Here is a 25,637-nt window from a genome sequence, read left to right on the forward strand (position 1 = left end):
AGGCAAAAGATAATTGGTAACAACTTGAACTCCCCCATGGTATGTGTTACATAATGTTTACTTAATGTTCATATTTTATAATGCTTGACTGAAACATTAAATCATTAATCCTAAAAGGGAGTATACAGATGTCATATTCAATAGATAATCCTGGTGGTGGGGATTGTGGATTTTATGCTCTTGCTATTGGTTTAATAAACATCATACAAAATGAATTCAAACTTCACGGAAAAAGTAAAACTTATGATCGATGGAAACAAGTGGAAGGTATTTATGGCATACGACTGCAAGATATCCTTAATGTCGATTTAAAAAAACTGCATGATTCACCCTACACCTATAAAAGTGAATTATTGTTTCTATTGCAGATGTCTTTACGGAATATTGCCGTGATTGTGAATAAAGAGGATTTGGTCAAGAGAATAATGGAAGAAGGGCGAAGTAAAGATCAAACCAAAATTGAAGGATCAAATGCTTATTGCAAATTCATGGAATTGGTACAACTTTATCTGTATCGAAGAGGCTCTCTGGAAAGGATAAGCCAATTCAATGAACTAGCGCTCTCCCCGGAAATCGTTCAAACAGCTCAGGATATTGCCAGAATACTGAAGCCTATCCTCAGGAATCAACCTTTTCATCAGGTGCAGAAAATAGAAAATGCTTTTGTTAAGGAAGTCTTACTAAACGATGTTCTATCAGGCAATACAATCAACTCAAATTCAATTATTTTAAAGAGCCTTGAAAAAATTAAAGAACAAGGTAGATGGGCAACGCATGATGATTTGAAAGAAATTGCCGAACTACTTAAAATAAATCTCAACGTTGTTGGCCAACTGAATGGCAAACCTATTCGGGAATATCCTACTGTCACTCTGATGAATCTGGGTAATACACATTGGATAACGCAAGTAGAATCTCTCCAGGGACCCATGCAATACAGCGCACCCCGTAAGCGAGCGTTTGGTTATGAAACCGTATCTGACAGAGCCATATCTTTCAAAGAAGAACAAATTCTTGACAGGACCTTCAGAACTCAAACTCAATCAGATCGAGCAAAACGTTACCACCAACACTATGAAACACTGTTTGATACTTTATCACCTTACGGTTTATTTGCACATGTTCCGAATAAAAGGAACACTCACGGTTATGGTAAAGCGCAAACTGGTTTGGAGTCTGATGAGTCTTTGGCAGCTCAATTACAGGAAGCAGAACTGAGACGGCTCATATTCTGATACAATGTTGTTATTGTAAATAAATTTTGAACCCACCCATATGAATCAAGCCTAACTTGTCATAAAACAGTCAAGTTAAGCCTGATTCATTTTATCCATAAGAGATATTGTCATTTGAATTTTAAATGACTAATTCTCTATGACTGACTCTCTAAGTATTGTTGCCCTCCAGAGTTCTAAACTGGCAATTCTGTTATATTGCCAATCATTTCGTCTTTATGATGGGATAGCACTAAAGCTTGGGACATATAAAGCATTAAAATGCTATAAGGCAAGAAGCAAATTAAATCGAAAGGGAATTTCAATAAACCAATGCCACCAAAAGATCCTAAATAGGAAATAATAGAAAATGATCCCATGTATATTATAAACCATGCCAGAGGTGAGCCATTTCTCAAAGAAATATTGCGATGATAAAAAAAGTAAATACCAAGCCCCAAAAGTAATGCGGTATCCAGTTTCCAAATAATAGAAAAACCACACCAGTACAGCATGAGATTACATATATAAAAGGCGATATGAGACAAGAAAACACTGTTGGCCAGTTTAAAAGGTCTATCCATATTGGGATGCATCTTACGCATGGCCAAGAGGCAAATCGGTCCTATTCCATATGATAAAATACTTGCTGATGAAAGGAATGCCACTAATTTTTGCCATCCTGGAAAGGGTAAGAACGCAAAAGAACCAACCAAAAGATTCGCATAGAGCGTTACATAGGGTATGTTGTGGCGGTTAACCTTTAAAAAAAACTTGGGCAAATGTTGGTTTAATGCCATGCCATACAAAATACGGGATGTTGCCGCAGTGTAGACTAAAGTCGTGCCAAAAGGAGAAAAAGCGGCGTCAAACAATAAGAGTGTCGCAACAATGCCAAGCCCTAACAAAAGGGTTAACCCAACCAACGGACCTTCATCCCCTGGATAACTCAATGCGTGCCAACCTTGAGCCAAATACTTTTGTGGCACTGCTGCTATAAAACTAAACTGCAACATAAAATAAAGAATAAATCCAACCAATACCGCTCCAAGTATAGCAATAGGAATATTACGTTGTGGGTTTTTAACTTCTCCAGCCAGGATTAAACCATTTTGAAACCCTGTAAAAGCAAAGGCGACGCCGCTTGCAGAAAGAGCGGTAAATATCTCTACCCAATGTTCCTTGCTTGACAGATTAATATTAATATTTGCAAGAGATGGTGATTGCTTTAACAGCGAGATAATAGCGATACTCGGCAAAACAAATTTAATGACGCTGGCATATTTGTTACACTCGGCTAAAAATTTAATTCCATAAGAATTCAAAATAACCACGAAAAACATAATCCCAATGGCAGCAAGGTAACCATAAGTGGAAAGTGTGAGTGATTCGGTGTGATTATCAATTAATATGGGAAAAAAATGACTCGAATATTGAAGAATGGCCTGTATTTCAATAGGCGTCATAACGACATAAGATAACCAGGATGTCCATGCGAATAAAAAACCAACTTCTCGGCCATGGGTATAAGTAGGATAATTAGACATGCCTCCGGAAACTGGGAACATCGTTCCCAGTTCACAAAGCGGCAGGGCAATAAATAGCATAAATACTGCAGCAATAATCCAGCTTATCAGGGAATTACTACCTGCCATTTGGGCACTAATAAATGGACTAAATAGCCAACCTGAACCAATCATTCCGCCTGCTGATGCAACTAATATATTCAGGGTAGAAATATCCCGTTTTAACATCTGTTATCGTTCCATTTGTATATCAAAACAACGTTATTTATTGGATGTTGTTCAAATTTATATAAAAGTGGGTAAGGATTATATATAAAGTAATAAACCATTGTAAATCATAATAGTTAGGCCACAATAATATTCTGACGATGGGCTTTAACGAGGAGCATTTGATATCTGATTCGTCATCGGATTTAAGAAATCCATCAGTAGTTTTAGAATTAATCCAAGTGCAAGCAGACTGACGCTGATAGCCGCAAGTGAGCCAGTGGGTAGTTTCGGGTGATAAGTGTGCATATCACATAAGTCATCGTAGATATTGGTCATGGATTCATAGATGCCTTTGCATTGCTCAAGAATCTCTTGATACTCATCACCAGTCAGAACAATGTTATCGACTTGTTTCATCATATCCTGATAAAGAGCGAGCGGTGAATGCTTTCCTGAGGATAAAAAGGAGATGGCAGAAGAAAAATCATATTGATCTGCTGCTATTTGGTAAGTGGTCAAACGATTACTTGGTTCAATGTATTTCGAGCGAATAATATTCCCGCCATGCATAAACCCGGCAATATGCAATAAAAAATGGGCCAAGAGAATTTTGGGTGTAAATTTTCCTATGTTTTCAAGGTAATGTTCGGTTGATTTTGTTATCTCATCCTTATGAATTTCATCAGGATTAAGGTTTAGTTGCCGTAAATCATTTTCTATACCAGGAGTACGCCATAAGTGCTCAAGATAAGATAAAGCAAAAAATGCGCTGATTTCTGACTGTTCTGTTTTGGACAAACTTTGTAATTTTGTTTCTATGGCTTTAATAATCAAAAAATGCTGAATCAAGCGTGAGGCATATAAATCTTTAGAGATTTTGGCATTTTTAAACAGATATTCTGTCTTAAAGCGGTGATGCTCCGCTTTTTCATGTTCTTCTGTAAGTTGGCCGGGTTTTCCATTTTTATAGGTTGCAGTGATCAGGGCTTTGCTAAACATTCGAGATAATTCCTTGATAGAGCATGAGGAGAAGTCATGATGCCTAATGATGGCACAGTATACATTAATGCAAACTGGCTTGCCATTAAAAATCACGGAATTCCTGAAGTTGGATGCCGGGCGATTTTTACTCAAAATCCACATAAATCAATCATTTTGTGCAATCAGCAAAATAGAAAATCCATGGGCTGTTGATAAGTTAAATCAATAGATTACTTCGGAGAATAAGAGCACCTTATTCCGGCCTTTGTTTTTGGCATGGTATAAAGCCTTGTCAGCCGCTTCAATCAGCTCAGCAGGTGATTTGGCATCGTCGGGATAGATGGATATTCCGATTGAGGCCGTTATCTGGCCAACAGGTTGTGCTCCGTATTTAACCTGTAAATTGGAAATGGCTGAACGCAAATTTTCGGCTTTCATTTTAGCGGCTTGAGCATCAATGTCATAGAGTAGCAGGACAAATTCTTCTCCCCCATACCGAGCTGCAATATCACCCAGGCGAATATCACTATTTAAAATTTGCCCTATCTCTTTTAATACAAGATCTCCTGCGTCATGACCAAAAGTGTCGTTGATCTTTTTAAAATGATCCAAATCCAGCATTAAAATGGCAAATGAAGCTTTTGTTCGTTCAGCCTGATGTAATTGTTTGAATAGAAAATCTTCCAGATAACGGCGATTGTATAATCCAGTGAGTGGATCACGGATAGATTGATATCGTAAATTCTCTCTCAGGCGGACATTTGCCAAAGCCAAGGCGGTAAGCTCTGCGAAAGCGGTGATTAGTAATCGTTGGCTCTCATCAAGCTTTAGGTTAATTTCAAGGCATAACAAGCCGTAAATGTCATTTTGAGCCATTAAAGGTACACAAAGCAGCGACAAGTCTGGTTGCTCGACAAACGCTATATGACTACACATCAACTCGATACGAGATGAACCTGCATAATGAATTCGACCAAGCCGGATAGCCCAACATTGCTCTGGGGTAAAGGTGGGATCGTGGGGGTGAGGATTACCCCAACTGGCCGCTTTTTCCAAATAGTTTTTGGAAGGATGCATAATAAACAGATACCCGCTTGAAAATTGCAGCAGTCGTTGGGAGTATTTAGCCATCACCTCACTTAGTTCTTCCTGAGAACTGCAAGCCAGCATAATGTCACTCATTTCAACCAGCAGGGTGATTTGTTCATTTTTCTCTTGCAGTTCTTTCATTCCATTAGCCAGTTTTTCATACGATTCTTGTAGTTCGGTATGTTCTTGTACCCGTTTGGTAATGTTGCGAACGCTGTGCACCACTCCTTTAATTTCATTGTCACCATTTTGAATGAGTCTGGAGGTCATTTCATAAATAGTCTTTTCGTGTTCGGTATTCAATTCGATATTTTTAGTTTCTTCATCCCTTTGCAGAGACTCTTTCCAGGATTGCACCAATTTCTTTTTGCTTTCAGGGACATCAGCGAACGCTTCCTCCAGAGACATGTTGATGCTTATGGATTTATCAAAAAGACGTTTAAACTCACGCTGATAAGCCTCATTGAAAGTGATAAATCGCTGCTCTCTATCAAAAGCGGCTATCATATCACTGGCACTTTCTATAATTTTCTTTAAACGAATTTGCGTGTTCTGATTCTGCAGTTCAGTTTTTCTGCGCGTCGATAATTCCATATTTGCCATAATAAAAGCTATAGTTAAAAATAATACACTTGCAATACCTCCAGATATTAAAATGAAGCTGCTGGTATCAGCCCAGCGAACGGCACGGGTATTTCTTTCTGATAGCAATACCAATTCAACGGATTTGATTTCTTGTCCGAGACTTTTAACCTGATGAGACATGTCTTGACTTTGATTAAGTAAATCGTAGCCTTCCTGAGTGTCGAGTTTGCTGCTGGTCTTTAACTGGATGAGTTGATTTAACAAATTTAATCTTTGTTCCACCAAATCAATAAAACGATGGGTTCGTTTGTTTTGTTCAGGATTATCTTTGGTTAATTGTTCAAGTTTATCTAAATTCAGTTGCAATGTTGCTTTCATATCATCTACTTCTGCAAGAAGCTGAGGATCTGATCTCCGAATCAGATAAAACCTTTGACGAGATTCAATATCTACTACGTCATAAAGACAAGCATTTATAGTTTGGATGACTTCATGAGTATGTGAAACCCAGTTATTGGCTAAGATTAAATTCTTAACCTGGTTATAAGAGATAATGTTGATGATTAAAAGCAGAGAAAGGGCAATAATAAATAGTACGTTAAGTATCGTCCTGCTCAATCGCAAATGACTTAAAATGGAGTGGCGTCCAGTGGCGGCTTGATGCCAAGCGTTATTCATGGCATTGAATCATCCTAATTTTATTGCTTGATGCTTTGTATTGCCTTGTTATGAGTATAGTCCAAAAAACAGTTATAAACGAAAGGATAACCATCGTAACAATTGCCTTGAATTAGAAAATCAAGGCAATTGCAGTACTACTTGCTCAACAGATGCCGCACCCCAATTTTTGTTGAGTGACATCAGGTCTACAAGAAGAAGGATATTCTTTAGGCGTAAACAAATTGATTACTTTGGGATTGACTTGTTTTGGCTCTGTTGCAATAGCTAAATTTTCTTGAGGCTGAGAGCGATGCCCTAAAGCATGCAAGACTTTTGAGGTTGTATTGGCAGTGGGCTCGACCTCTACAGTATTATTGGCATTGGATGATGTTGAGGACACAATTTCTTGTTGCTTGAAAAGGTATAAGTTCGTCAAAACAATAGTGGATTCAAGCACCATCAATGCGACACCCAGCACAGGATTTAGTGCAAAACCCAATGCCACAAACAACCCCGCTGCCACAAGCGTAATTATTGAGTTATACGTTAGGCTCACGAACAGGTTTTGGAAAATATTTTGTTTGGTCTTTTTAGCTACATCAAATGCGGTCGCAATAGGGAATAATAATCCTTGTTGTACCACAATGCCTGCATGCTGTTCAGTGATGGAGTCGCCGATACTTGATTTAACAGCAATGCCTATATCGGAATAGGCAATTGCGGTAGCGTCATTGGCGGCATCACCAACCATAGCTACTTTAAAACCTCGTTGCTTTAGCTGTTGAATATAGCTGGTTTTGGATACTTCACCCGTTTTCGTGACGGCTCCCACAGTATTTGCACAGATATTGTCCTTGGGAATCCCTAATAATGCTGCGTATTTTTCTGCAGAGGCTTGATCAGCTCCCGTACAAATGTGTACGCTTTTACCAAGACGTTTTAATTGTTTCACTGTGGCAATGGCATCTTCACGCAATGGATCAGTTAAGGCAATTTGTCCAATCACCGTTGTCCCACGTACAATATAAACCGAACCGTTTTCAGGGTTATCATAGGGTTTGTCGAAGGAGGTAATTCCATTGGCTGAGAGCATGTCTTTATTCCCTATCATAAATGTCTCGCCATTAATAATCCCTTTTATGCCAGAGTGATGACTCTTGTCAATGGTGATTATTTCTAATGGTTCAGTTGGAATGGCGTCTTGATCTTCTATGTAAGATTTAATAATTTTCGCTACCGGATGATCCGATTGGCTTTCTAACAACGCAATATGGCGCAAAAACTTTTTATCGCTAATATGCAACGATTTCACCACCATTTTGCCTTGAGTTAAAGTACCATTTAAATCAAAAACAATGGCGTCGATGTCGGCTGCTGCTTGTAACGCTTTGCCGTTGTTAAAATGAATGCCTTTTTCAGAGGCTTTTTTCATACCGATTTTAACTGCCATGGGAGTAATCAAACTTAAAGCGCACGGGCAGGCACTGACCAGAACAGACACCACACATTGAATAGCCAGTGCCGGGTTAAACAAGGAGCCTATGACAATTCCTGATACGAGTGCTACTGCAATCAAACCAGGAATGAAATATTTCAATACCTTGTCTGCAAACATTTCAATGGGCGCTTTCTCATCATTCGCTTTATTAATGTTTTCGGCAATCAATGACAAATAAGAGTTTTGATAAGTTTTGGTAACCTGCATTTCCAGAGAAGGAATATGATCGGCCAATTGCATGCCGGCTTTTACAACATCCCCAGGGTGAAATTCTTTGAGTTTGGGCGAGCCATCAATTCTTGTGGTATAAAGGAGCGCTTTTTGCGTTAAGACACCATCAACAGGAATGACCTGTCCTTTTTTAACGATAATCATGTCGTTAGGAATTAATGTCTTGACTGAAATCTCTTTATCCGGATTACCTTTTAACAGGACTAATGGTGGTACACAATCCCGGACATCCAATTTTTTATTGATTTTGCCGACCAGAGTATGTTCAATTCCTTCACCTAAATGCCAAAAGCCTAAAACCAGAGGGGCTGCCTCAAACATCATGGGTAGGCCAGGGACAAAAACGCTCGCAATAGAAACAGCAAGAATAGTTAGAGTGCTAATTGAGTATAAAGTAGTGGTGTCCCATTTTTTTTCTTTCAATGCTTGCCAGGCTGATTGATAAACTGTATGACCCAAATATAAAGTCATCAAAGAGGTAAGTCCTGTAATGACATAGTAAGCAACCAGGGGAATATTAAAAGTCCCAATAGAAAGAACAAGTAATCCAATTCCCCAAATCAAACCTAATACTGCTTTGATCCAATGATTTTCATGATGATGTCCATGGTGGTGCCCATGCCCATGAGAATGGTCATGTTTTGCTTTTTTTTGGTGCTTTTTAATGGGATGAAGATGTGTGTTCTTAGACTTATGAGTAGGATGGCGATGCTCTATTTTTTCAATATCCTGGAGTACTTCCACTTCCATCATGTCTATTACAGAAAGACCCTGCTCCTTTAAAATCTGGGTCACTTTGGTTTTTATGACATGATTCTCTTTGGATGCGCTCAATAAGCTGATGCTTTTATTTGAACTAGTCAAATCGACAGCTACTCTTATTAACTCCAACTCTTTAGTTTTAGCTAAAATCTGCTCAATTGCTTCTCTGGATTCTTCCGGGTTGAGAAGTTGGGCATCTTTTGCAAGGTAGAATCGATAATTACTATACAGCATAGCTTTCCTCTATTAAAAAGGGTTATCTGGTTGCTATAGAGAAAGGTTCATTTTCTGCAAATGCCTTATTTTGAAAATGGATCTGCGAAATAGATCCAGCTGTTTGTCCCTAATAAGTTTTCTTCCTAAGCCAGGCTTTACAATGACTTACTGCCTCTCTCAAAAATGTTATATTGTAACATTTAATTGTCAGATAACAAGAACAATTAAATAATTTTTAGACAGTAAATGATTTTTATGGAATAATTATTGCCAGTTGTTTGATCATTTTCCTTGAAAAATGGGGATGTGATAGAATAGTGTCCTCTAACTATTGGCTTTTTAAAGAAGATTCATGAAACATAATTTGTTGGACAAGGCTTTGAAGCATTGTATAGACCATGGCTATCGATTTACTGAGCCAAGGGAGCGCGTCCTCAAAATACTGGTCGATGAGAGAAAGCCTCTAGGTGCTTATGATATCCTGCAAAGATTATCAATGGAAGTTGAAAATCCTAAACCGCCCACAGTCTATCGGGCTATTCAGTTTTGGCATCAAGAGGGATTTATTCATTGCATTGACAGTCTGAAATCCTATGTGGCCTGTTTGCATGGGCATCATGTGGGACAGGCGCAATTTCTTATATGCAACCAGTGTGATTTTGTCAAAGAATTGGAATGTGTAGTTGATTTTACTTCGGTAACAGAAGCGGCGAATTCCATTCAATTTTCAATTATTAATTGTACTGTAGAAATCAAAGGCTTGTGCTCTGATTGCAATCTGAATAACCTGAGAAATTAATTCCCGGCAATAATTTTCCTATGAGTTGTAAAATAAAAATTTTTAAATAATGAGACTGATTTTAAGCTTTACATTTTTAGATAATGTAAAAACCAATGTCTGGCTTTCGAAATGTTTTATTGATGATATAGGGTAATAAATGTTGGGCCTTGGAATGCAAAGCTACTCTTGAGAACAGTCTCTACTTCTTCTTTTGATTTAATGGTCTTCACCTGTGCCCCGAAAGATAAGGCAATTTGTTGAACATCAATTGGTGGATGATTCAAATCCAGGCGAAAAAAATCTTCTTCTGTGAAAGATCTATTTTGAGACATATCTGTTTTTAATACTCTGTATTCTCGATTAACAAAACAAATGAAAATGACAGGAATCTTATATTTGGCAGCTGACCATATTGAATGAATCGCATACATGCTGCCCCCATCTCCTACAAAACAAATTGAATGGTGTCTGGTCGCTAGAGAAATACCTATTGCTAATGGCATAGCCCAGCCAAGTCCACCCCCTCTTGGTGAAAAATTCACATTTAAAAAACCTAGTGTTGTTGCAATGTCCTGCACAACAGCATCTTCCGATGATCCTTCTGTTATTAAATGAACAGAGCGATTTACTTGATTCAGGAGGGTAACAATCAACGAATGCAGAGGATGTTGCTTATATTTTTTTTCCAAATTTTTAATGTTGGCGGCTGGTTTAAGCGGCACATTTAGCCCATTAATTTTTAAATGCTTGCTAATAGCAGTTAAGGTCGCCTCAAGATTGCCAAGAATTGCCAGATCGCAAGGATAGTCAAAGGCCAGATGCTCCGATGCGGCACTGATTTGTATGAATCGTATACCCTGTGGAATAGAAGATTGACCAGTATACAAATACCCTTTCACTTTTTCGCCTAAAAGTACCACAGTTTCATATTGCAGCAGCAGATTGTGCACTTCTCCAGATTTATCAGACAATCTACCTTTGTAATTTACACTTAAGGGATTAATTACTTCACGCACATGATAGGGGGCAGCATAAATATCGGCATTTAGCCGATCGGCAATGGTATGTAAAAGGCGAATACTATTCGATGCACCTACCTCATAATCCGCTATAAATGCCAATTTTCCTTTGGGGGTATTTGTTAAAACCTCACAAATTTGCTCTATTTCAGCGTTGATGCAAGCATGTAAAAATCTTGTCTTCTTTATCGTGGTTTCTTGAGTTTCTTCTTGCCAAATGTCCATAGGGATTGATAGAAAAACCGGACCTGGCCCAGGCAAAATTGCCTGAGCATAACCACGCTGTAAAGCAACGGCCAGATCGCTGGCGGAATTCACCTCATAGGCATATTTTACTGCAGTTTGAGCTAAAGAGGTCAATTCTCCGGACATGACTGGGCTATGAATTAAATAAGGACGTGAATGTTGGCCAGCAATTATTAGCAGGGGGATTCCTGAAGTAAATGCATTGTACATATTACAGACAGCATTCGCTAATCCAACATAATTATGTAAATTAATAAGAGCTGGTTTCCTGGTGATCATGGCATAGCCTGCGGCTATACCTACGGTACTCGATTCTTGTAGTGTGAGAAAATAGGTAGCATTATCACACTGCTCAATCGCTTCCAGAAATTTCAATTCTGTAGTGCCGGGGTTGCCAAAAATATAATTAATTTCAAAGGTAGTTATAAATTCTTTGAGAACATCACTTCCTGTTTTCTTCACAGATAAGCATCCTTAGAAATAGTAACGCTTTCCATATTTATATTCCTAGCACAAGAGAGTTATTTGTTCAATTTCTCTCACTCATAAAAAATAGGGCAAAAATACGGTTTTTAGGAGCTAATGCTGTGGTAAATGTTGTGATGGGGCATTGCGAGCAAAAATAAATTAGATGGCAGCGATTAGATATATCCTTGCATTTTAAATCTGGCAAGAGGTGATAATTATAATCTTATTTTCCGTAATCATCTAAAATCTCCCACGGGGTAGCCCATTATGGGCTACCCCGTGGGAGATAAAGAATTACAATCTTAAGAGAGTTCCTTGTTTTTCCTCAACAGTTTTTATTATTTCAGTTTGGGGCGATTGCTTGCCAAACTCGTTTAATAGCTCATCAATAGACTGTAATCGTTGCTCGATTTTACTCATAAATGTTGTACTGTGGTTTAGATGAGTTAACAGTTTATGCAATTTCTGAGCGCTCTCTTTAGATATCCCTATGGCTTCTTCCAATTCTGACGGGTTTTTCTCAGCCAGGTTACTGATCAGTTCCTGCAAATCATACTCGTCATTATTTAAATCTTCCTTGAATTTAGCCAATTCTTTCTCTTTATTGGCAAGAGTTACCCGCTCATCTGTAGTTAAACCAACCCAATCAGTCAACCATTGTACTTTCCATCGCCCATTGGTAATTTCTTGCGCCCTTGTTTTTCTTGTTTTAGCCATTTGAGCTTGATGAGCTTCACATAATTCACGTAAATGGATAATTAATGCTTCACTCCTGAATTGCAGCTGTACCATTGCTGGATAGGCTTTTCGCTTCTCGATAAGCAATTGGTTTAATTTTTCGAGTTCTTCTTTTTGTTTCTGTACAGCATTAGAACTTTCCAATTTATTGATCAGTTCGTCTAATTGCTTCAAATTTTGTTGTGCTTCTTTTTCCTGGGCATCAAAAGTTTTTACTTCCATTTGATTCAGTGAAACCCTGATATTAGTTCCCATCGCCTTCACTAAAAATTGATTAATTTTTTGTAGTTCTTCCTTTAATTTATCAATATCAGACATATCAATCGGATCTTTTGATTCACCGTGTTCTTTTATCTTTTCCTGGCGCAATTGTTCTATATCAGCTGACATAGCATAGAAATTGGAAACCATCCTTTTCACGTCGGCCAGGTTTTTCGGTTTTTCTTTAACCAGTGCTGAAATTTCTTTGGTTAATTCAACCAAATAGGCGTCATATAATTTAGTATGGATTTTTTGTAGTTGCGCCTCTAATTGTGCGATATCTGAAAAATCGATTTTTTCAGAGCCAGTGTGCATGCGAATTTTTTCATTACGCAGCAACTTTAATTCTTCTTGCAGGTGATTAAAACGAGAGACCACTTTTTTAACCTTGGCAAGATCAGCGAGTTCTGCTTTTTCAAGATCGGCGATCTGTTGAGGTATGCTTGCTATCAGCTTTTCATAACGCACTTTCACTTTTTCTTGATCGCTTACCAATTTAGCAGTCATGGCGCGTTGAAGTGGTTCCAGAGTTTCAGTCAAATCTTGCTTGGTACGCTGGATTTGTCCTCTCAAACCACCACTAATTGACAGCATGGTTTGCATTTCTTTTTCAGAAGGGATGTTTCTAAGTGCTTGTAATGCACCTGCGATATTTTGTTTCTCCAAAGCATTTTGGCATTGAGCCAAGGCAGGGAGAATTTTACCTTCGAGAACTGCTTTCTTTTCAACCATTTGCTTAATGGCATCCATCTGTATTTTCATTTGCCTTGCTTCAACTGAATTAAAGGCAGACCATTGCCCGTCTGAAGGGAATGCTGATAATACTTTGCCTAGAATGATTACATTATTGTCCAAGAGGCCATTGAGGCTTTGTTCCAACACCGGCGCCACCTTTTCATTCAGAAAGGTTTTATATCCTGATTCAGTGGAGAATAATCTGGCTTGTCTCGCCACTCTCGATTGTAAATTGAATACCCTCTCCAAATCAGGTTCTTCTCTTGCTTGCTCAACTGTCTTTTGAATTTCTGCTAATTTTGGTGTTTGCATTTTCAAAAGAGGTTCAACAGCATAACCACTTTCATGTTTTGGCGTGAAATCGGGGCTTTTTACCGCAACTAAAGTAAAAATATGTCGGTCTTTGCCTTTACCTGTTTTTCCATCAAAGCTTACTTTGATTGGAACCAAGGCAACATCTTCTGGCAAATAAATGGAATATTCACTTTCTGACCCTGATACATGGGTGCCAACTTGTTTGGGGTGTAATAAACCATCAGGATCAAGTATTTCAAAGATGGTATTGGAGCCAAAGATTGTCCTGGGAACTTCAATGTTAGTGGAAGTACTGGCACAAGTTCTAGCAGAAACCTGGCTAAAGTCATTTAATTTGATTTGTTTAAAGGCTTCTGTCGACAGATCAGTAAAGAGATGTTCTGTCGTATTGGCAATTATGGTTTCAGCCTGGTTAATTAATTTATTTTTAAACTCTTCTGACAGATCTAAGCCACGGAATAGCGTTTTTGGGGCTGGGGAACGTGATGTATCTATCAATGATCTGTTAGTCAATGGTGTCATTAAAGCGGTAATCAACACTTCTTTGAATGTTGAATCTTTATCCCGGTTTTGTGCAATCGCATTGACTCGAGTATGGTACCAGGCATCATTTTGCATGAGGAAAATTAAATCATGTTTTATCTGGGTAACACCGCCACCTGATCTGATGGTTTTTTCCCATGTTTCTCCCAGTTTCACTGGTTTTGCTTTGGCATCTGTTGAGTGAAATTCTGTGTTTCTCTCATGTTGCATTAACGTATCGATATTTCTAATGTCTGTGTCGTTTAATAGCGACCCTACAATAGCCATGTCACATTTCGCCAACAAATTACGGAAAAATTCTTCTTCCAGTTTTTGACCATTGAGCAGCACATGATCGTCATGGATGCAATCAGGATTGGCCATGATTTGCTGAATAATACGGGCAGCAGCAATTTCATCCATATTGGGTTGTCTTCGTGCTTTCTCGGAACTCGATTGAACTGCTCTTTTTATTGGAGTAATTTTGGTTTGATGATGAGCTGTTTGTAGTTGTCCCAAACAAAAGTCGACGTCGTTTTCACACCGTGCTCTGTTTATTGAGTTCAAGCGCTGTAAATATTGATATTCTTTCAGTCCAGGCAGTCCCCCATCGAGTTTTTTACCAGCGCCAGGGAATCGCTTTTGGACCTCATCAAGTTTTAAATATTCATCAACGCGCATGTAACGTTGGTTTTCCTCAAGTTTCTTTTTTTGTGAGAAAAATTTTAATTCACCTGATTCTTCCTCGTCTTCGTCATCAGATTCTTCTCGTATTGGATTGCCATCTTGTCCAATCACATAGCGTCCTAAACCATCAACCACCAGATGAGGTTCTTTGTTTTCGCTATCAAAGCCGGCAACTGCTTCATAGGTGGCATGGAAAAATTGTCTCTGTGTCGCAAAAACAGCTTCGGCAGCTGTTGAACCTATCCAGGGTTGAAGTTGTGAAAAATAATACTCCAGGTAAGATTCAGGGGGTTGCTTGACTCTGACCAAATCAACCATATGGCCCTGATTGACCAGAACATGCGCCGGTGAATCTGCCCATTTATGATCTTTATCTTCAATCACATCAGCATAAAATTTGACATCTTTTTCATCTTTGAAGACATCGGGAATTAAAGTGGATTTATTCTCTTCGACATACTTCAAAAAAGCATCTCGGCTTTGTTCGTGATATTTTTCATAATTCTTGGAGGATTCTTCATCATCTCTTCCGGTGACAAAGAAGGCCTGGGCGATCATGATTTTTCTCAATTCTTCCGGCGTGACATCAGCCAGAGTACGTCCATCATCAAATTTTTTTAATGATTCACCCCTTAATTTTGCCTTGCGCGCTTCTTCAACAATCACTTCCGCATAGGCCATGGTACGTAAAGTATGGGCAAGACCATGGTGTTGCCTGTATACCATTTGCCCACCAAAATTGACAGGTGTAGCTTCTACTGTACCGGTATAAGGTTTTCCCAAGTAATTATCATACGCGTATCTGGCTGCATTTCTCACGATTTCATCAGTATATAAGGAAAAACCATTCCAGGTGGGAACGGATGCTTCTTGAAGAGCAGTAGGATTTATCGAAATTTCTTTAGGTGATGTTCCAGTTAAAACAGGCTGAAATTCATCAATAGGTAAATTCTTTTCTGTAGCACGTCTTAAGGCTGTGGCATCAGGTTGTACGTCTCCCTCGGGAAACTCGTTACCAACGGCACGTAACCATTGTGTAATTTTTGTGCTTCCATCTTGTGTCAGTTCATCTCGCATTTCCTGGGTAATGGTTTGACCCAGATTTATTAAAGAGGGGGGAATAGGTTGTGTTAATGCCGCATGAGCTCTTAAACCAATAGAGGCAACCCAATACCCGCATAATCCCATATTTAATCCAGCATTATTAGGAATAACTGAAAGTGTGGCGCCAGGTAGTTTTTTAGCTAAAATATTTTGGTAATATTTTCCCGAGCTTTCTCCCAGCGGGTCAAAGAGGAAATATTGATTGCCTTGACCTTTAATTAACATAATCCAATGTCCCGAGTCTTGCCTTGGGCTGACCCCGGTCAATACTGGCATAAAGCCTTGCCTGTCAAGAGCACCTTTATCAATTGTAGGCTCTCCGTTGTAGATAGTACCGCTGGTAATATTTGGATGTCCCATTCGCTCAAAAATAGCATGCATTCCTTCTTGGGTTAATTCTATCCCTTCAACGTACTTAGGCATTACACAACTCCTGGATAAATACTTTAAAATTAATATTCGTGACTTAAAAATTAGCACAGTGTCTAAATATTATAGCCGTCAAACTTTAAGAGAATATTAAGAGATAAAAAAACATCCTGCTTAAGATCTGATCCCAATGTCCTTTGGTTTTTATCGTGGATATAAAAGACAAAAATTATTTGACAGGACTTACGAAAAACCCCAAGGTTAAGGCAAAAAATGTTTTTAGTGAGGGAGTTTAGATAAACTAAATGACCGAATTAAAAACATTTTTTAACATAGAGATTGGGGTTTTTCGTAAGTCCTGTTTGAATTAGTTTTGGCAAAACGGTGTTTTGTCGGATTGAAAAAATATGAGAGCCAGATCAATGAAGTGTGCAGAATATTTTGGAAAGATAAAGGCATAGGATACGATTTATCAGTTGGCATTAGGCAACTCAAATAATTCTCCTGAACCAAACTGTTCTTTAGGAGCATCCTTAAATTTTGGCAGGTGATCATCGAAATCAACAATACGACAGGCATACCATATGTGCCTTATCGGTTTAAATGAATCTGGGATGTTCGTATCAAAGTGAAAATTATTTGCATTGATCCCAATACTACCCTGTTGCGCAGGATCAACTGAAATACCATAAACAAGGCTGTTACAATTTGAACAAAGAAATAATTTTGCCTTTTCTTTAATGATTTCTTCAAAATCATTCTCCTCAGACACGATCCTGAAGTCTCTGGTCAAATAAGCTGCAGTGAGCGAGTAACCTGATTTATCCTGTTTCTTTTGAGATAAAGAAGCAATTTCCCGACATTTATTGCAATGACAGTATTGAGTAAAGACAGGCTCACCTGTACACATAAATTGAATTTTTCCACAAGCGCATTGCCCATAATAAGTTGCCATTATTCTAAATGTCCCCTTCAATTGGCAGTAATAGAAAAGTATGTTTTAAAGAAAGTCCACAAACTGTGGTTATTTTATCCTTTGTAGCTATTAATTAAAACGTAAAATTCCATGATGAGTTATTAATTGGTTCTGAGGGCGGCATGTGGATATCTTTGATATTATGAATAATATCGTCTCGTTTACACCAGCGCTCTTCAGACCAATGAAGAAAATCGAAGACCTGGTACCCCATATTTTTCAGCTGAGTTATGCCGATTTTTTGCAGTTTGCTTTTTTCCTCTTCAAATAGCTCTGCTACGCGTAGCACATAAAAAGGGTTTCCCGGAACAGCTTCCATAGCCATTTTATAATGCTGATTAATGTCTGGGGCATTGATATCAAAGAAGCATTGAACATCAGCAAGGAGATAATGTGCTTTACCGAGTTGCAAGCGCAAGGTTTTATCTTGAGTTCCTTCCAATAGGGAGATTAACTCTCTCAATGTTTTAATTAAAATTGCGATGTCTTGCTGATGCTGTATTTTATGTTTTCTGATGGAGTCAAAATCAGAAGAGTAATAATTAAAAGCAATTTTTTCACGCAAGGTATCCACGCGACGCATAAGCCCAGTTGCAAGGGCACGCTTGTGATGTTCTTGCTCTTCCTTATTGCTCGAGTGACATTCCCTGAGGAGTGTTATTGCTTTTTGGATACTGGCGATATCACTTTCCTCTGCTTTGTTCAGGTCTATGTCTGCGTCGATTAATAGCAAGGCATATAAGCGTTTGTGAGCATATAAATCTTCGAGGTATTCGTCAGATGGATCCAAATGATAGGCTGCCTTTTTTTGCTCCAGGCTTTGCAGATAATATTGTTTTGCTTTTTCCCAATTTTTATTTCCTCGGTAAGTTTTCCCGGCTACATAGGCTGATTCTGCTTCACTAAAAAATATTTTGGCAAGCGATTTACGCTCAGGCATTGAAAATAGGTCAGGGGAATTGTATTTCGTAAAAATATCATAAGCCTTTTCATAATTTTGCTCTTGAATTTCAATTGCAAATGCTGCATTAGGGCTAATTTCTTCAATATTGGTGTAAAATTGTGTTGCCAGGAGATATTGTTTTTTTTCAATATAATATTTCGCCATGATGGCGGCGATTGCGGTGTCTTTTTGAATTAAAGTATGACGTTCTGTTTCTGGAATCGCTAACAAAAATTTTAAAACCAGATTGGAGTCGTTCAATATGCCCAATAGATTAAACGCATTGTCATATTCTTTTTGCGCAAGATGATATTCAATGAATTTCTGGGCATCCCGCTTGGCTATTTCAGGATCGTAAGCAAGGGCCAAAGCGAGATAGCGAGGGCGCGGGTCGGTCCAAAGCAAGCGGAAAAAAAATGAAGGGACAATGGTATTTTTAGCCTTATCACAATAGTACTGAGCAGCAGCTTTGGCGTATTTGCTATGTTGCAAAAAGAACACGTCTTTTGCTGAAATCTGATTCTTATCCAGGGTGCGGATTACCTCCGCGATCAAGCTGTCATCTTGAGGGTCTAATTGCGGAATCAGTCCCCACTCGTGTGCGTGCATCCAGCTTTCACCAAAGCGATGATTGGGGTTTAGTTTCTGGTAGGAATAATCAATTCCAAGATGGGGCTCCACTTTAAAATAATTATTCACAAATTTATTTTGTAGTTGGGCTGTCGTTAAATCATCTCTGCTTTTGACAACCAGGGCAGAAATTTCAGGAGAGATTGAGAAATTTGTTATTGATGAAAAATCAGGCTGAAGAAATTGTTTTGTGTATCCATAATACGAGAGTTTGTCTAAAACGTATGAAATTTTCTCCGGCTGACAATGATTATCAAAGCCAAGCCAGCCTTTAACCGTTTGAAAGGCATACATTAACCAATGGGTAGGTCTTATCACAAATCCGTTAGTATACAGGTATTTTGCGGAAGATAACTCATGCCATAAATGGGTATACTGTATTTGATTCAATTGAAACAGAAGCACATCCGGGTAGTATTCCATAACCCCTTTAAGATGCTGAGGGATTCTCTTTAATAATTCAAAATTAACATAACGCATTTATTTTCATCTAAAATAGATAGGAAGGCGATGAAGCGATGAGTATATTAAACCTTAATCAAGAAATTATTAAGAGGAATTGATTTCTGCATCAATTATCTTGATGGTAATTGAGCAGTCATATTTTATAAAAACTAACAATTATGGCGCCAGGAGCTTATCAAACACGTTTGTTGACAAATGACTTAATTCATCGAAACAATAGATAATTGAGGCGAAAAGTCATTGAATGAAGCGTTGCGTTTGTTCGTCAAAAAAATCAATTAAGGAGTTTTTGCGACATGGCCACACTCAAGATTCATGGTGTTGATATTTATTATGAGCTCTATGGGCAAGGTAAACCACTGGTTTTAATTGCAGGCTATTGCTGTGATCACACCTTTTGGAACGCCATGCTCCATGAGTTGGCTGAAGAATTCCAGATATTGATATTTGACAATCGCGGGATAGGGCAAACGAGAGACGATGGAGGTTCTTTTACATTAGAAGCTCAGGCGGATGACATCATGGCTTTCTTGGAGCAATTAGGTTTTAGAAACCCCTCTATTCTGGGGCAATCAATGGGTGGTGCTATTGCTCAACTGCTTGCAAGAAAGCATGGTAAAAAAATCAGTAAATTAGTTATTTTAAATTCGGTTGCAAAATTCAATACGAGAGCAAACCAGGCTATGGAAAGCCTTTTGAATTTGCGAAAGGAGAATATTTCATTCGATTTATTAATAGAGGCTGGAATACCATGGTTTTTTTCAAGCGAATATTTGGCTGAGCCTAAAAATATCGCTGCTTTTAAAGAGAATTTGAAAAATAATCCTTATCCGCAATCCTTACAAGATCAAGCGCGACAGTTTAGAAGCATACCACCATTTGATTCACGCGGGTGGCTACATGAAATTAAAGTGCCGACACTAGTTATAGCAGCAGAGGACGATATACTGACCTTGCCTGCAGAAAGTCAACAACTGGCACAAGGGATCCCTAATGCTCAATTCATTACCATTCCAGGAGGGCATTCTAGTCCCATAGAACAACCCACGATAGTCAATGAAGTCATACTAAAATTTTTAACCTCTTCCTAAAAAAGGTGCTGAATAAATGGAAATTTACGAAATGTACATTGATGGAAAATTTACTTTAGCCAAAAGCGGGGCTACTCGGGACATTTTTGATCCGGCTAATGGCGAATTGATTGCAAAAGTGCCGGAAAGTACCAAAGAAGATGCCATACGTGCTATCAAAGCAGCGAGAAAAGCCTTCGATGAAGGAGAGTGGAGAAAATCACTGGCGCTTGATCGAGGCAAATTGTTATTCAAGCTTGCTGATTTGATTCGTGCCAATGCTAAAATGTTGGCAGAGCTGGAAACTAGAAATTGTGGAAAACCGTTACCCGAAGCGGAGTTTGATGTCACTGATGCTGCCAATTGCTTTGAATTTTACGGTGGGCTTGCGACTAAAATTCATGGTGAAACGATGTCTGTTCCTGCGAATTCATTTAGTTACGTAGTACGTGAACCCATAGGCGTGTGTGGGCAAATCATTCCATGGAATTTTCCACTGCTTATGGTGGCCTGGAAGCTTGCTCCCGCACTTGCCGCAGGCAATACCGTGGTATTAAAACCATCAGAATTGACCCCGATAACGGCACTTGAGCTATTCAAGTTGATTGATCAATGCGGATTTCCAGCGGGTGTGGTTAATCTTGTTACTGGACCGGGTATAGGAGTTGGAGAGGAGTTGGCAAGTAATGCTATGGTAGATAAGGTTGCTTTCACCGGAGGATCGGCAACAGGCAGAAAAATCATGCAGGCAGCTACTGGCAATTTGAAAAAAATCTCGTTAGAGCTTGGCGGAAAAAATCCAAATATTGTCTTTGCCGATTGCGATCTTGAAATGGCAATCGACGGTGCCCTTTTTGGTGCTTTTGCAAATCAAGGGGAAGTCTGTTCTGCGGGTTCCCGCTTGCTAGTAGAGCGCTCTATTCACAAAAAAATAGTAGAGGGAATGTTGAAAAAAATTCCAAATATCAAGCTTGGCCATGGTTTGGACGCCGGGGTAAAAATGGGGCCTTTGGTTTCAAGTGCACATCGTGAAAAAGTGGAAAGCTATGTCAAGCTTGGAATGGAAGAAGGAGCCAAATTACTTTGCGGCGGTAAACGCCCGACAGGCAGTGAATTTGCAAAGGGACATTTTTTCGAGCCAACCATTTTTGATGAAGTGAAATCCACGATGCGCATTGCTCGTGAAGAAATTTTTGGTCCAGTACTTGTGGTCATCCCCTTTGATACAGAAGAAGAAGCCATTCGCATTGCGAACGATACTGATTATGGTTTATCCGGGGCTGTATGGACGAAGAGCGTTACTCGTGCCCATCGAGTCACATCTCAAATCCGTGCCGGGATTCTTTGGGTGAATCATTACCATCCAACCTATAATGAAATGCCTTGGGGCGGATACAAACAAAGTGGAGCGGGTCGTGAGTTAGGCTTGTATGGCATTGAGAGTTATCTTGAGGTCAAGCAAGTGAATATTAACCTGGATGAAACACCAATTGGTTGGTACTAAACTAATGAAAAAAATTCATATCAAAACGCCAATACCCGGACCCAAATCGCAACAGTTGATGGAATTGCGACGTCAGCATGTTGCAAGAGGGCCATTTCATGCTACTCCTATCTTTGTGAAGCAGGCCAAAGGTTCTTTTGTGGAGGATGTTGATGGAAATGTATTTTTGGACTTTTCATCAGGGTTTGGGGTGGTCAATACAGGGCACTGTCCTGATTCGGTGGTCAATGCCATCAAGCTCCAGGCCGAAAAATTTATACACACCGGCTTCAATATTATTCCCTATGAATCTTATATCAAGGTGTGTGAAAAATTAAATGATCACACCCCGGGACATTTCAAAAAAAAATCGCTCCTTTTGAATTCTGGTGCGGAAGCAGTTGAAAATGCCATTAAAATTGCTCGTGCTTATACAGGCAAACAAGCAGTGATTTGTTTTGATCATGCTTTTCATGGACGCACGTACATGGCAATGACACTCACTTCGAAAAACAAACCCTATAAGCATGGATTCGGCCCTTTTCCTTCTGAAATCCATCGTGCTCCTTTTCCTTATGAGTATCGTTGGAAGGGAGCCAATTGTGTAGAAGAATGTTTCAATGAGTTTACCGATCTTGCCAATTTCCGTGTCGGTGTTGAAAACATTGCTGCAGTCATTATAGAGCCGGTATTGGGTGAAGGTGGATTTATTCAATCCCCTGCCTTATTTTTGCAAAAACTTCGTGAGTTTTGTACGACAAACGATATCGTTTTTATTGCCGATGAAATCCAATCCGGTTTTGGCCGCACAGGAAATCTGTTTGCGATGAATACGTTGGGAGTACCCCCCGATCTCACCATATCAGCAAAAGGCCTTGGCGGTGGGGTAGTGCTTGCCGGTGTAACAGGTAAAGCTGAAATCATGGATGCGGCTATGGAAGGTGGGTTGGGTGGAACTTTTGGTGGAAATCCTCTTAGTTGTGCTGCTGCTCTTGAAGTGTTCCATATTTTTGAAGAAGGAAGCCTGCTGCAAAATGTTATCCATCTTGCAAAGGCACTGCAGTCCAGACTTTTTGGATTTAAGGAAAAATACAAAGTGGTAGGCGATGTTCGTGGTTTAGGTGTCATGCAGGCGATCGAATTGGTAAAGGATAAAAACACGAAGGAACCCAATAAGGAAGCCGCGGTACAATTAGCTCAATTCTGTTTAGAACATGGCTTGGTCATTTTGACCTGTGGAACATATGGGAACATCATTCGCCTTCACATGCCACTTTCTACTAGCGTAAAAGATTTGGAAATCGGTCTTTCAATTATTGAAGAAGGGCTTAAGAGACTATCAATCTAGATACAGAGTTTGAAATGAAAGAGATCACTTAATATTCACTTAATTGGGTTTTGATATACTTTGCTCCAATTAATTACAGGTGAATAGTATGTGGTATGTCAATATAATGCGCAACTTACTTGATAAACTCCCGGAAGCAAGTAGAAAAGATGGGGAATCTTTTTTAGACAAATTATTTTTGGCTGTTAAAAGGGTAGACAAAATGCCTGAAATGGAATTCTTTTTAGGCCTTATTGAAAAATCTTTTTTAAAGTTTGAAAATGAAAAATCCGGCTCAGTCACCTTAGTCAAATTCTCCAGGCATATTTTGGGGCTCACCCTTCTTCATATTAAATCGAGTAATGACCGTGCTATCTGGAATTCAGATTTTATTCCAGTACTTGAAGAGATGAAGAGATTCCTTGATACAGAAAAAGAGGTCAAACCTTTTTATAAGTTTCTCAATCAACTTGAAGTCGAAGTTTTTGTCAGTTTAAATCACCAGCTTGCCATTGACTTCAAGCATTTCAGCTCCATTCTAAAAGGAAATAGCGAGTTGCAAACCATTCAATCTTTTACTGAAGCTTGTAAAGGATTAGGTCAAGATAGTTCGGAAGAGTTTAGCCAAGTGATGAAGGATGCAGAGGCGCACATGATAAATTTGCAGTTTGCCAATGATTTCAATTCAGGTTTTAATCTTGAGGGTATTGATGAAAATCTGGAAAATACTACGTTACAGAAATCTTCTAATGCCAATTCCATGTCCATCAGTGTAAACAAATGGCATCGACTGAGTGTCTTTAAATCACTTGCAACTTCTGGGGAGTTAAACGACCAAACCAGTTTGTTTATCAATCAAAATAATGGACTAATATAGTGTCCCTCATCATTTTGTTTCCTGAAGTCTTCAGGGAACAAAAAAGTTCGGTAGCCAGAGTAGGAAGGGATTTCTGCTTGTGCAGGAAAGACTTGTTTGCTTAATGTAGTAGACCTCTTTCCAAACCTCAATTTTTGCACTTGTAGTTATAAATACCAGCATTCAAAGTAAATCTCAATCCGAGTCATTTTCTCCTGTTTCGGATGTGACTTTGGATTAATATAAACAAACAATGAGACAATAGACCCTTTGCTTAACATGTCTCTTTCATTTTATTGCTGCGTTGCAAACTTTTCTGCGGTGCTCATTTACTGCATGTAAACTTAGCTCCTCAAAACGTTAGCGCCTTGCCCTAAAACAAAATAATCAGCTTTTGCAAGAGGTCTAATGAACCCAATGAATATCTTAATTATTGCTCATGGAGTTCTTATTTTGTCCTCAATAAAAACCCATCTTATGATTGATACAATGGTTGAACTATCCGGCTTTCCAATGGGGTTACGATGGAATAAACACCTTAATTGTATTTGAAAAAAACAGTATGATTATTTATAATGCATTCTTGTGTTGCATAAAGGAAAAGCCATGCTAGATAAATTTGAGTTGTTTGATGAATTACCCTTTGATATAAGGGCCGAAGTCACTCGTTTTTTATCTACTAAAGATTTCATAAACCTTTCTATGACCTCAAAATCCAATTCTCCGTTCTTTAGTACAAACCAACACCTAAAGCCAATATATGAGGCCAGAAAGTTTCTTCATCATGTTGTTTGCGGGAACCATGAAGTGGTAGCAAAAATGCTTAACAAGACCCCCCATTTAATGTGTATCAGAGGGCAAGTGAGGGATTTATCAGGCCGAACGTTTACCAATATTAGTGGTTTTGAGTATTGTATGTGGGCTTTAGATAAGCATATGTGGACGAAGATGCTTGCTTCTTTACATAAAACAAAGGAAGAGGAAGAAATAAAGGCTGTATTATGGACACAATATCAAAAGATAAAGGAGCACGGTGTGACCTATACACTTCACGGTGCAACGAAACACTATATGCCTGAAACGATAAACAAGACAGAAAAGCATTTTGATTTTGAAGGTACTATCATTAAGGAACTTCAAGAATATGTTGATAATCGCGATGATAATCAATGGCAAAAAGGTGTTGGCGGTGCCCAACGCTTATTACCTGCTCATGTTGTTGATGAATACTGTAGTGATACGGGCTTGTGTGGTAGATCTTTGTGGGGGCTCCCTGATTTTAAAGAACAACACAAATCGTCAAAAGAATTTTATAGTTGGAAGAGTAACAGGCTAGAGCCGTGGTTCGGGCCTGTTTCGACATTAGGAGAGGATTTCGCAATATATAACGGCGGCGGGACCACGAGAGCGGCCGTCTCGGTGACCTTTCCGAGGGGGGGGACGCTGGAAGATTTAGATGCTATAAAGGTGTTATATGAAGTCAGAACAAATGATTTTCTAGCGCTAGAAAATGATCTCAAGCCATGTAAATTGGCTGAAAATCAGTACAAGTATTGATTTTCATTGGGCGCAGAGTATGTTGGTGTAACAATTCAGCGGCATATCCTGCCGCGTTCTTATCCCCCAAACGTTCAAAAACCATAATAGCAAGTCTTGGTATAGCCAACTTG

General features: G+C 39.0%; 16 protein-coding genes. 8 read left to right on the forward strand and 8 right to left on the reverse strand.

Annotated features, from left to right (window positions below; all coding sequences use genetic code 11):
- Positions 1-128: 128 nt before the first annotated feature.
- Positions 129-1,235 carry a hypothetical protein gene (locus tag EL201_RS01240; RefSeq protein ID WP_027223339.1) on the forward strand — a complete coding sequence of 369 codons (1,107 nt, stop codon included), beginning with the start codon at positions 129-131 and terminating at the stop codon, positions 1,233-1,235.
- Between the two features lie 176 nt (positions 1,236-1,411).
- On the opposite strand, the gene EL201_RS01245 is transcribed toward EL201_RS01240, so the two are convergent.
- Both EL201_RS01245 and EL201_RS01250 read right to left on the reverse strand, forming a co-directional pair.
- Positions 1,412-2,968, reverse strand: a complete 1,557-nt coding sequence (locus EL201_RS01245; RefSeq protein WP_027223340.1) for an APC family permease — start codon at positions 2,966-2,968, stop codon at positions 1,412-1,414.
- A 147-nt stretch (positions 2,969-3,115) separates the two neighbouring features.
- Positions 3,116-3,949 (reverse strand): biliverdin-producing heme oxygenase, encoded by an 834-nt coding sequence (locus tag EL201_RS01250; protein ID WP_027223341.1) that lies wholly within the window; start codon positions 3,947-3,949, stop codon positions 3,116-3,118.
- Between the two features lie 36 nt (positions 3,950-3,985).
- Between EL201_RS01250 and EL201_RS15610 the strand changes: the two genes are divergently transcribed.
- Entirely contained in the window at positions 3,986-4,144 is a 159-nt protein-coding gene (locus EL201_RS15610) for a hypothetical protein (RefSeq protein WP_158272778.1), read from the forward strand.
- Between the two features lie 9 nt (positions 4,145-4,153).
- Here EL201_RS15610 and EL201_RS01255 read toward each other — a convergent pair whose 3' ends face one another.
- Both EL201_RS01255 and EL201_RS01260 read right to left on the reverse strand, forming a co-directional pair.
- Entirely contained in the window at positions 4,154-6,283 is a 2,130-nt protein-coding gene (locus EL201_RS01255; protein WP_027223342.1) for a diguanylate cyclase, read from the reverse strand.
- 145 nt (positions 6,284-6,428) lie between these two features.
- Positions 6,429-8,990, reverse strand: a complete 2,562-nt coding sequence (locus EL201_RS01260; protein ID WP_027223343.1) for a heavy metal translocating P-type ATPase — start codon at positions 8,988-8,990, stop codon at positions 6,429-6,431.
- Between the two features lie 334 nt (positions 8,991-9,324).
- Between EL201_RS01260 and EL201_RS01265 the strand changes: the two genes are divergently transcribed.
- Positions 9,325-9,771 (forward strand): Fur family transcriptional regulator, encoded by a 447-nt coding sequence (locus EL201_RS01265; protein WP_027223344.1) that lies wholly within the window; start codon positions 9,325-9,327, stop codon positions 9,769-9,771.
- Between the two features lie 116 nt (positions 9,772-9,887).
- Here the strand turns inward: EL201_RS01265 and EL201_RS01270 are convergent, their stop codons facing one another.
- The 4 genes from EL201_RS01270 to EL201_RS01285 form a co-directional block, all read right to left on the reverse strand.
- A complete protein-coding gene (locus tag EL201_RS01270) occupies positions 9,888-11,480 on the reverse strand; it encodes a thiamine pyrophosphate-binding protein (RefSeq protein WP_027223345.1) in 1,593 nt (530 codons plus the stop codon).
- A 300-nt stretch (positions 11,481-11,780) separates the two neighbouring features.
- Positions 11,781-16,271 (reverse strand): T4SS effector NAD-dependent ubiquitin ligase SidE, encoded by a 4,491-nt coding sequence (gene sidE, locus EL201_RS01275; protein WP_027223346.1) that lies wholly within the window; start codon positions 16,269-16,271, stop codon positions 11,781-11,783.
- A gap of 418 nt (positions 16,272-16,689) precedes the next feature.
- Positions 16,690-17,172: a GFA family protein gene (locus EL201_RS01280; RefSeq protein WP_027223347.1), complete on the reverse strand. Its 483-nt coding sequence runs from the start codon at positions 17,170-17,172 to the stop codon at positions 16,690-16,692.
- A gap of 94 nt (positions 17,173-17,266) precedes the next feature.
- The gene (locus EL201_RS01285; RefSeq protein ID WP_027223348.1) at positions 17,267-19,246 is read right to left on the reverse strand and encodes a hypothetical protein; all 1,980 of its coding nucleotides are present in this window, start codon (positions 19,244-19,246) and stop codon (positions 17,267-17,269) included.
- A gap of 281 nt (positions 19,247-19,527) precedes the next feature.
- Between EL201_RS01285 and EL201_RS01290 the strand changes: the two genes are divergently transcribed.
- From EL201_RS01290 to EL201_RS01310, 5 genes are all read left to right on the forward strand, one after another.
- On the forward strand, positions 19,528-20,322 hold the full coding sequence (locus tag EL201_RS01290; RefSeq protein WP_027223349.1) for an alpha/beta fold hydrolase: 795 nt from the start codon (positions 19,528-19,530) through the stop codon (positions 20,320-20,322).
- A gap of 16 nt (positions 20,323-20,338) precedes the next feature.
- A complete protein-coding gene (locus EL201_RS01295; protein ID WP_027223350.1) occupies positions 20,339-21,805 on the forward strand; it encodes an aldehyde dehydrogenase family protein in 1,467 nt (488 codons plus the stop codon).
- A 4-nt stretch (positions 21,806-21,809) separates the two neighbouring features.
- Positions 21,810-23,132, forward strand: a complete 1,323-nt coding sequence (gene gabT, locus EL201_RS01300; RefSeq protein ID WP_162492799.1) for a 4-aminobutyrate--2-oxoglutarate transaminase — start codon at positions 21,810-21,812, stop codon at positions 23,130-23,132.
- A gap of 88 nt (positions 23,133-23,220) precedes the next feature.
- The gene (locus EL201_RS01305; RefSeq protein ID WP_027223352.1) at positions 23,221-23,988 is read left to right on the forward strand and encodes a hypothetical protein; all 768 of its coding nucleotides are present in this window, start codon (positions 23,221-23,223) and stop codon (positions 23,986-23,988) included.
- Between the two features lie 585 nt (positions 23,989-24,573).
- Positions 24,574-25,524, forward strand: coding sequence for an F-box protein (locus tag EL201_RS01310; protein WP_027223353.1), 951 nt, complete (start codon positions 24,574-24,576; stop codon positions 25,522-25,524).
- Positions 25,525-25,637 lie beyond the last annotated feature (113 nt).

The organism is Legionella pneumophila subsp. pascullei (genome assembly GCF_900637585.1).
Classification (GTDB): domain Bacteria; phylum Pseudomonadota; class Gammaproteobacteria; order Legionellales; family Legionellaceae; genus Legionella; species Legionella pascullei.

Bases quoted from the DNA above. Each gene is read 5' to 3' on its own strand.
- EL201_RS01240 (WP_027223339.1), top strand. From the start codon at position 129: ATGTCATATTCAATAGATAATCCTGGTGGTGGGGATTGTGGATTTTAT.
- EL201_RS01245 (WP_027223340.1), bottom strand. From the start codon at position 2,968: ATGTTAAAACGGGATATTTCTACCCTGAATATATTAGTTGCATCAGCA.
- EL201_RS01250 (WP_027223341.1), bottom strand. From the start codon at position 3,949: ATGTTTAGCAAAGCCCTGATCACTGCAACCTATAAAAATGGAAAACCC.
- EL201_RS15610 (WP_158272778.1), top strand. From the start codon at position 3,986: ATGATGCCTAATGATGGCACAGTATACATTAATGCAAACTGGCTTGCC.
- EL201_RS01255 (WP_027223342.1), bottom strand. From the start codon at position 6,283: ATGAATAACGCTTGGCATCAAGCCGCCACTGGACGCCACTCCATTTTA.
- EL201_RS01260 (WP_027223343.1), bottom strand. From the start codon at position 8,990: ATGCTGTATAGTAATTATCGATTCTACCTTGCAAAAGATGCCCAACTT.
- EL201_RS01265 (WP_027223344.1), top strand. From the start codon at position 9,325: ATGAAACATAATTTGTTGGACAAGGCTTTGAAGCATTGTATAGACCAT.
- sidE (WP_027223346.1), bottom strand. From the start codon at position 16,271: ATGCCTAAGTACGTTGAAGGGATAGAATTAACCCAAGAAGGAATGCAT.
- EL201_RS01280 (WP_027223347.1), bottom strand. From the start codon at position 17,172: ATGGCAACTTATTATGGGCAATGCGCTTGTGGAAAAATTCAATTTATG.
- EL201_RS01285 (WP_027223348.1), bottom strand. From the start codon at position 19,246: ATGCGTTATGTTAATTTTGAATTATTAAAGAGAATCCCTCAGCATCTT.
- EL201_RS01290 (WP_027223349.1), top strand. From the start codon at position 19,528: ATGGCCACACTCAAGATTCATGGTGTTGATATTTATTATGAGCTCTAT.
- EL201_RS01295 (WP_027223350.1), top strand. From the start codon at position 20,339: ATGGAAATTTACGAAATGTACATTGATGGAAAATTTACTTTAGCCAAA.
- gabT (WP_162492799.1), top strand. From the start codon at position 21,810: ATGAAAAAAATTCATATCAAAACGCCAATACCCGGACCCAAATCGCAA.
- EL201_RS01305 (WP_027223352.1), top strand. From the start codon at position 23,221: ATGTGGTATGTCAATATAATGCGCAACTTACTTGATAAACTCCCGGAA.
- EL201_RS01310 (WP_027223353.1), top strand. From the start codon at position 24,574: ATGCTAGATAAATTTGAGTTGTTTGATGAATTACCCTTTGATATAAGG.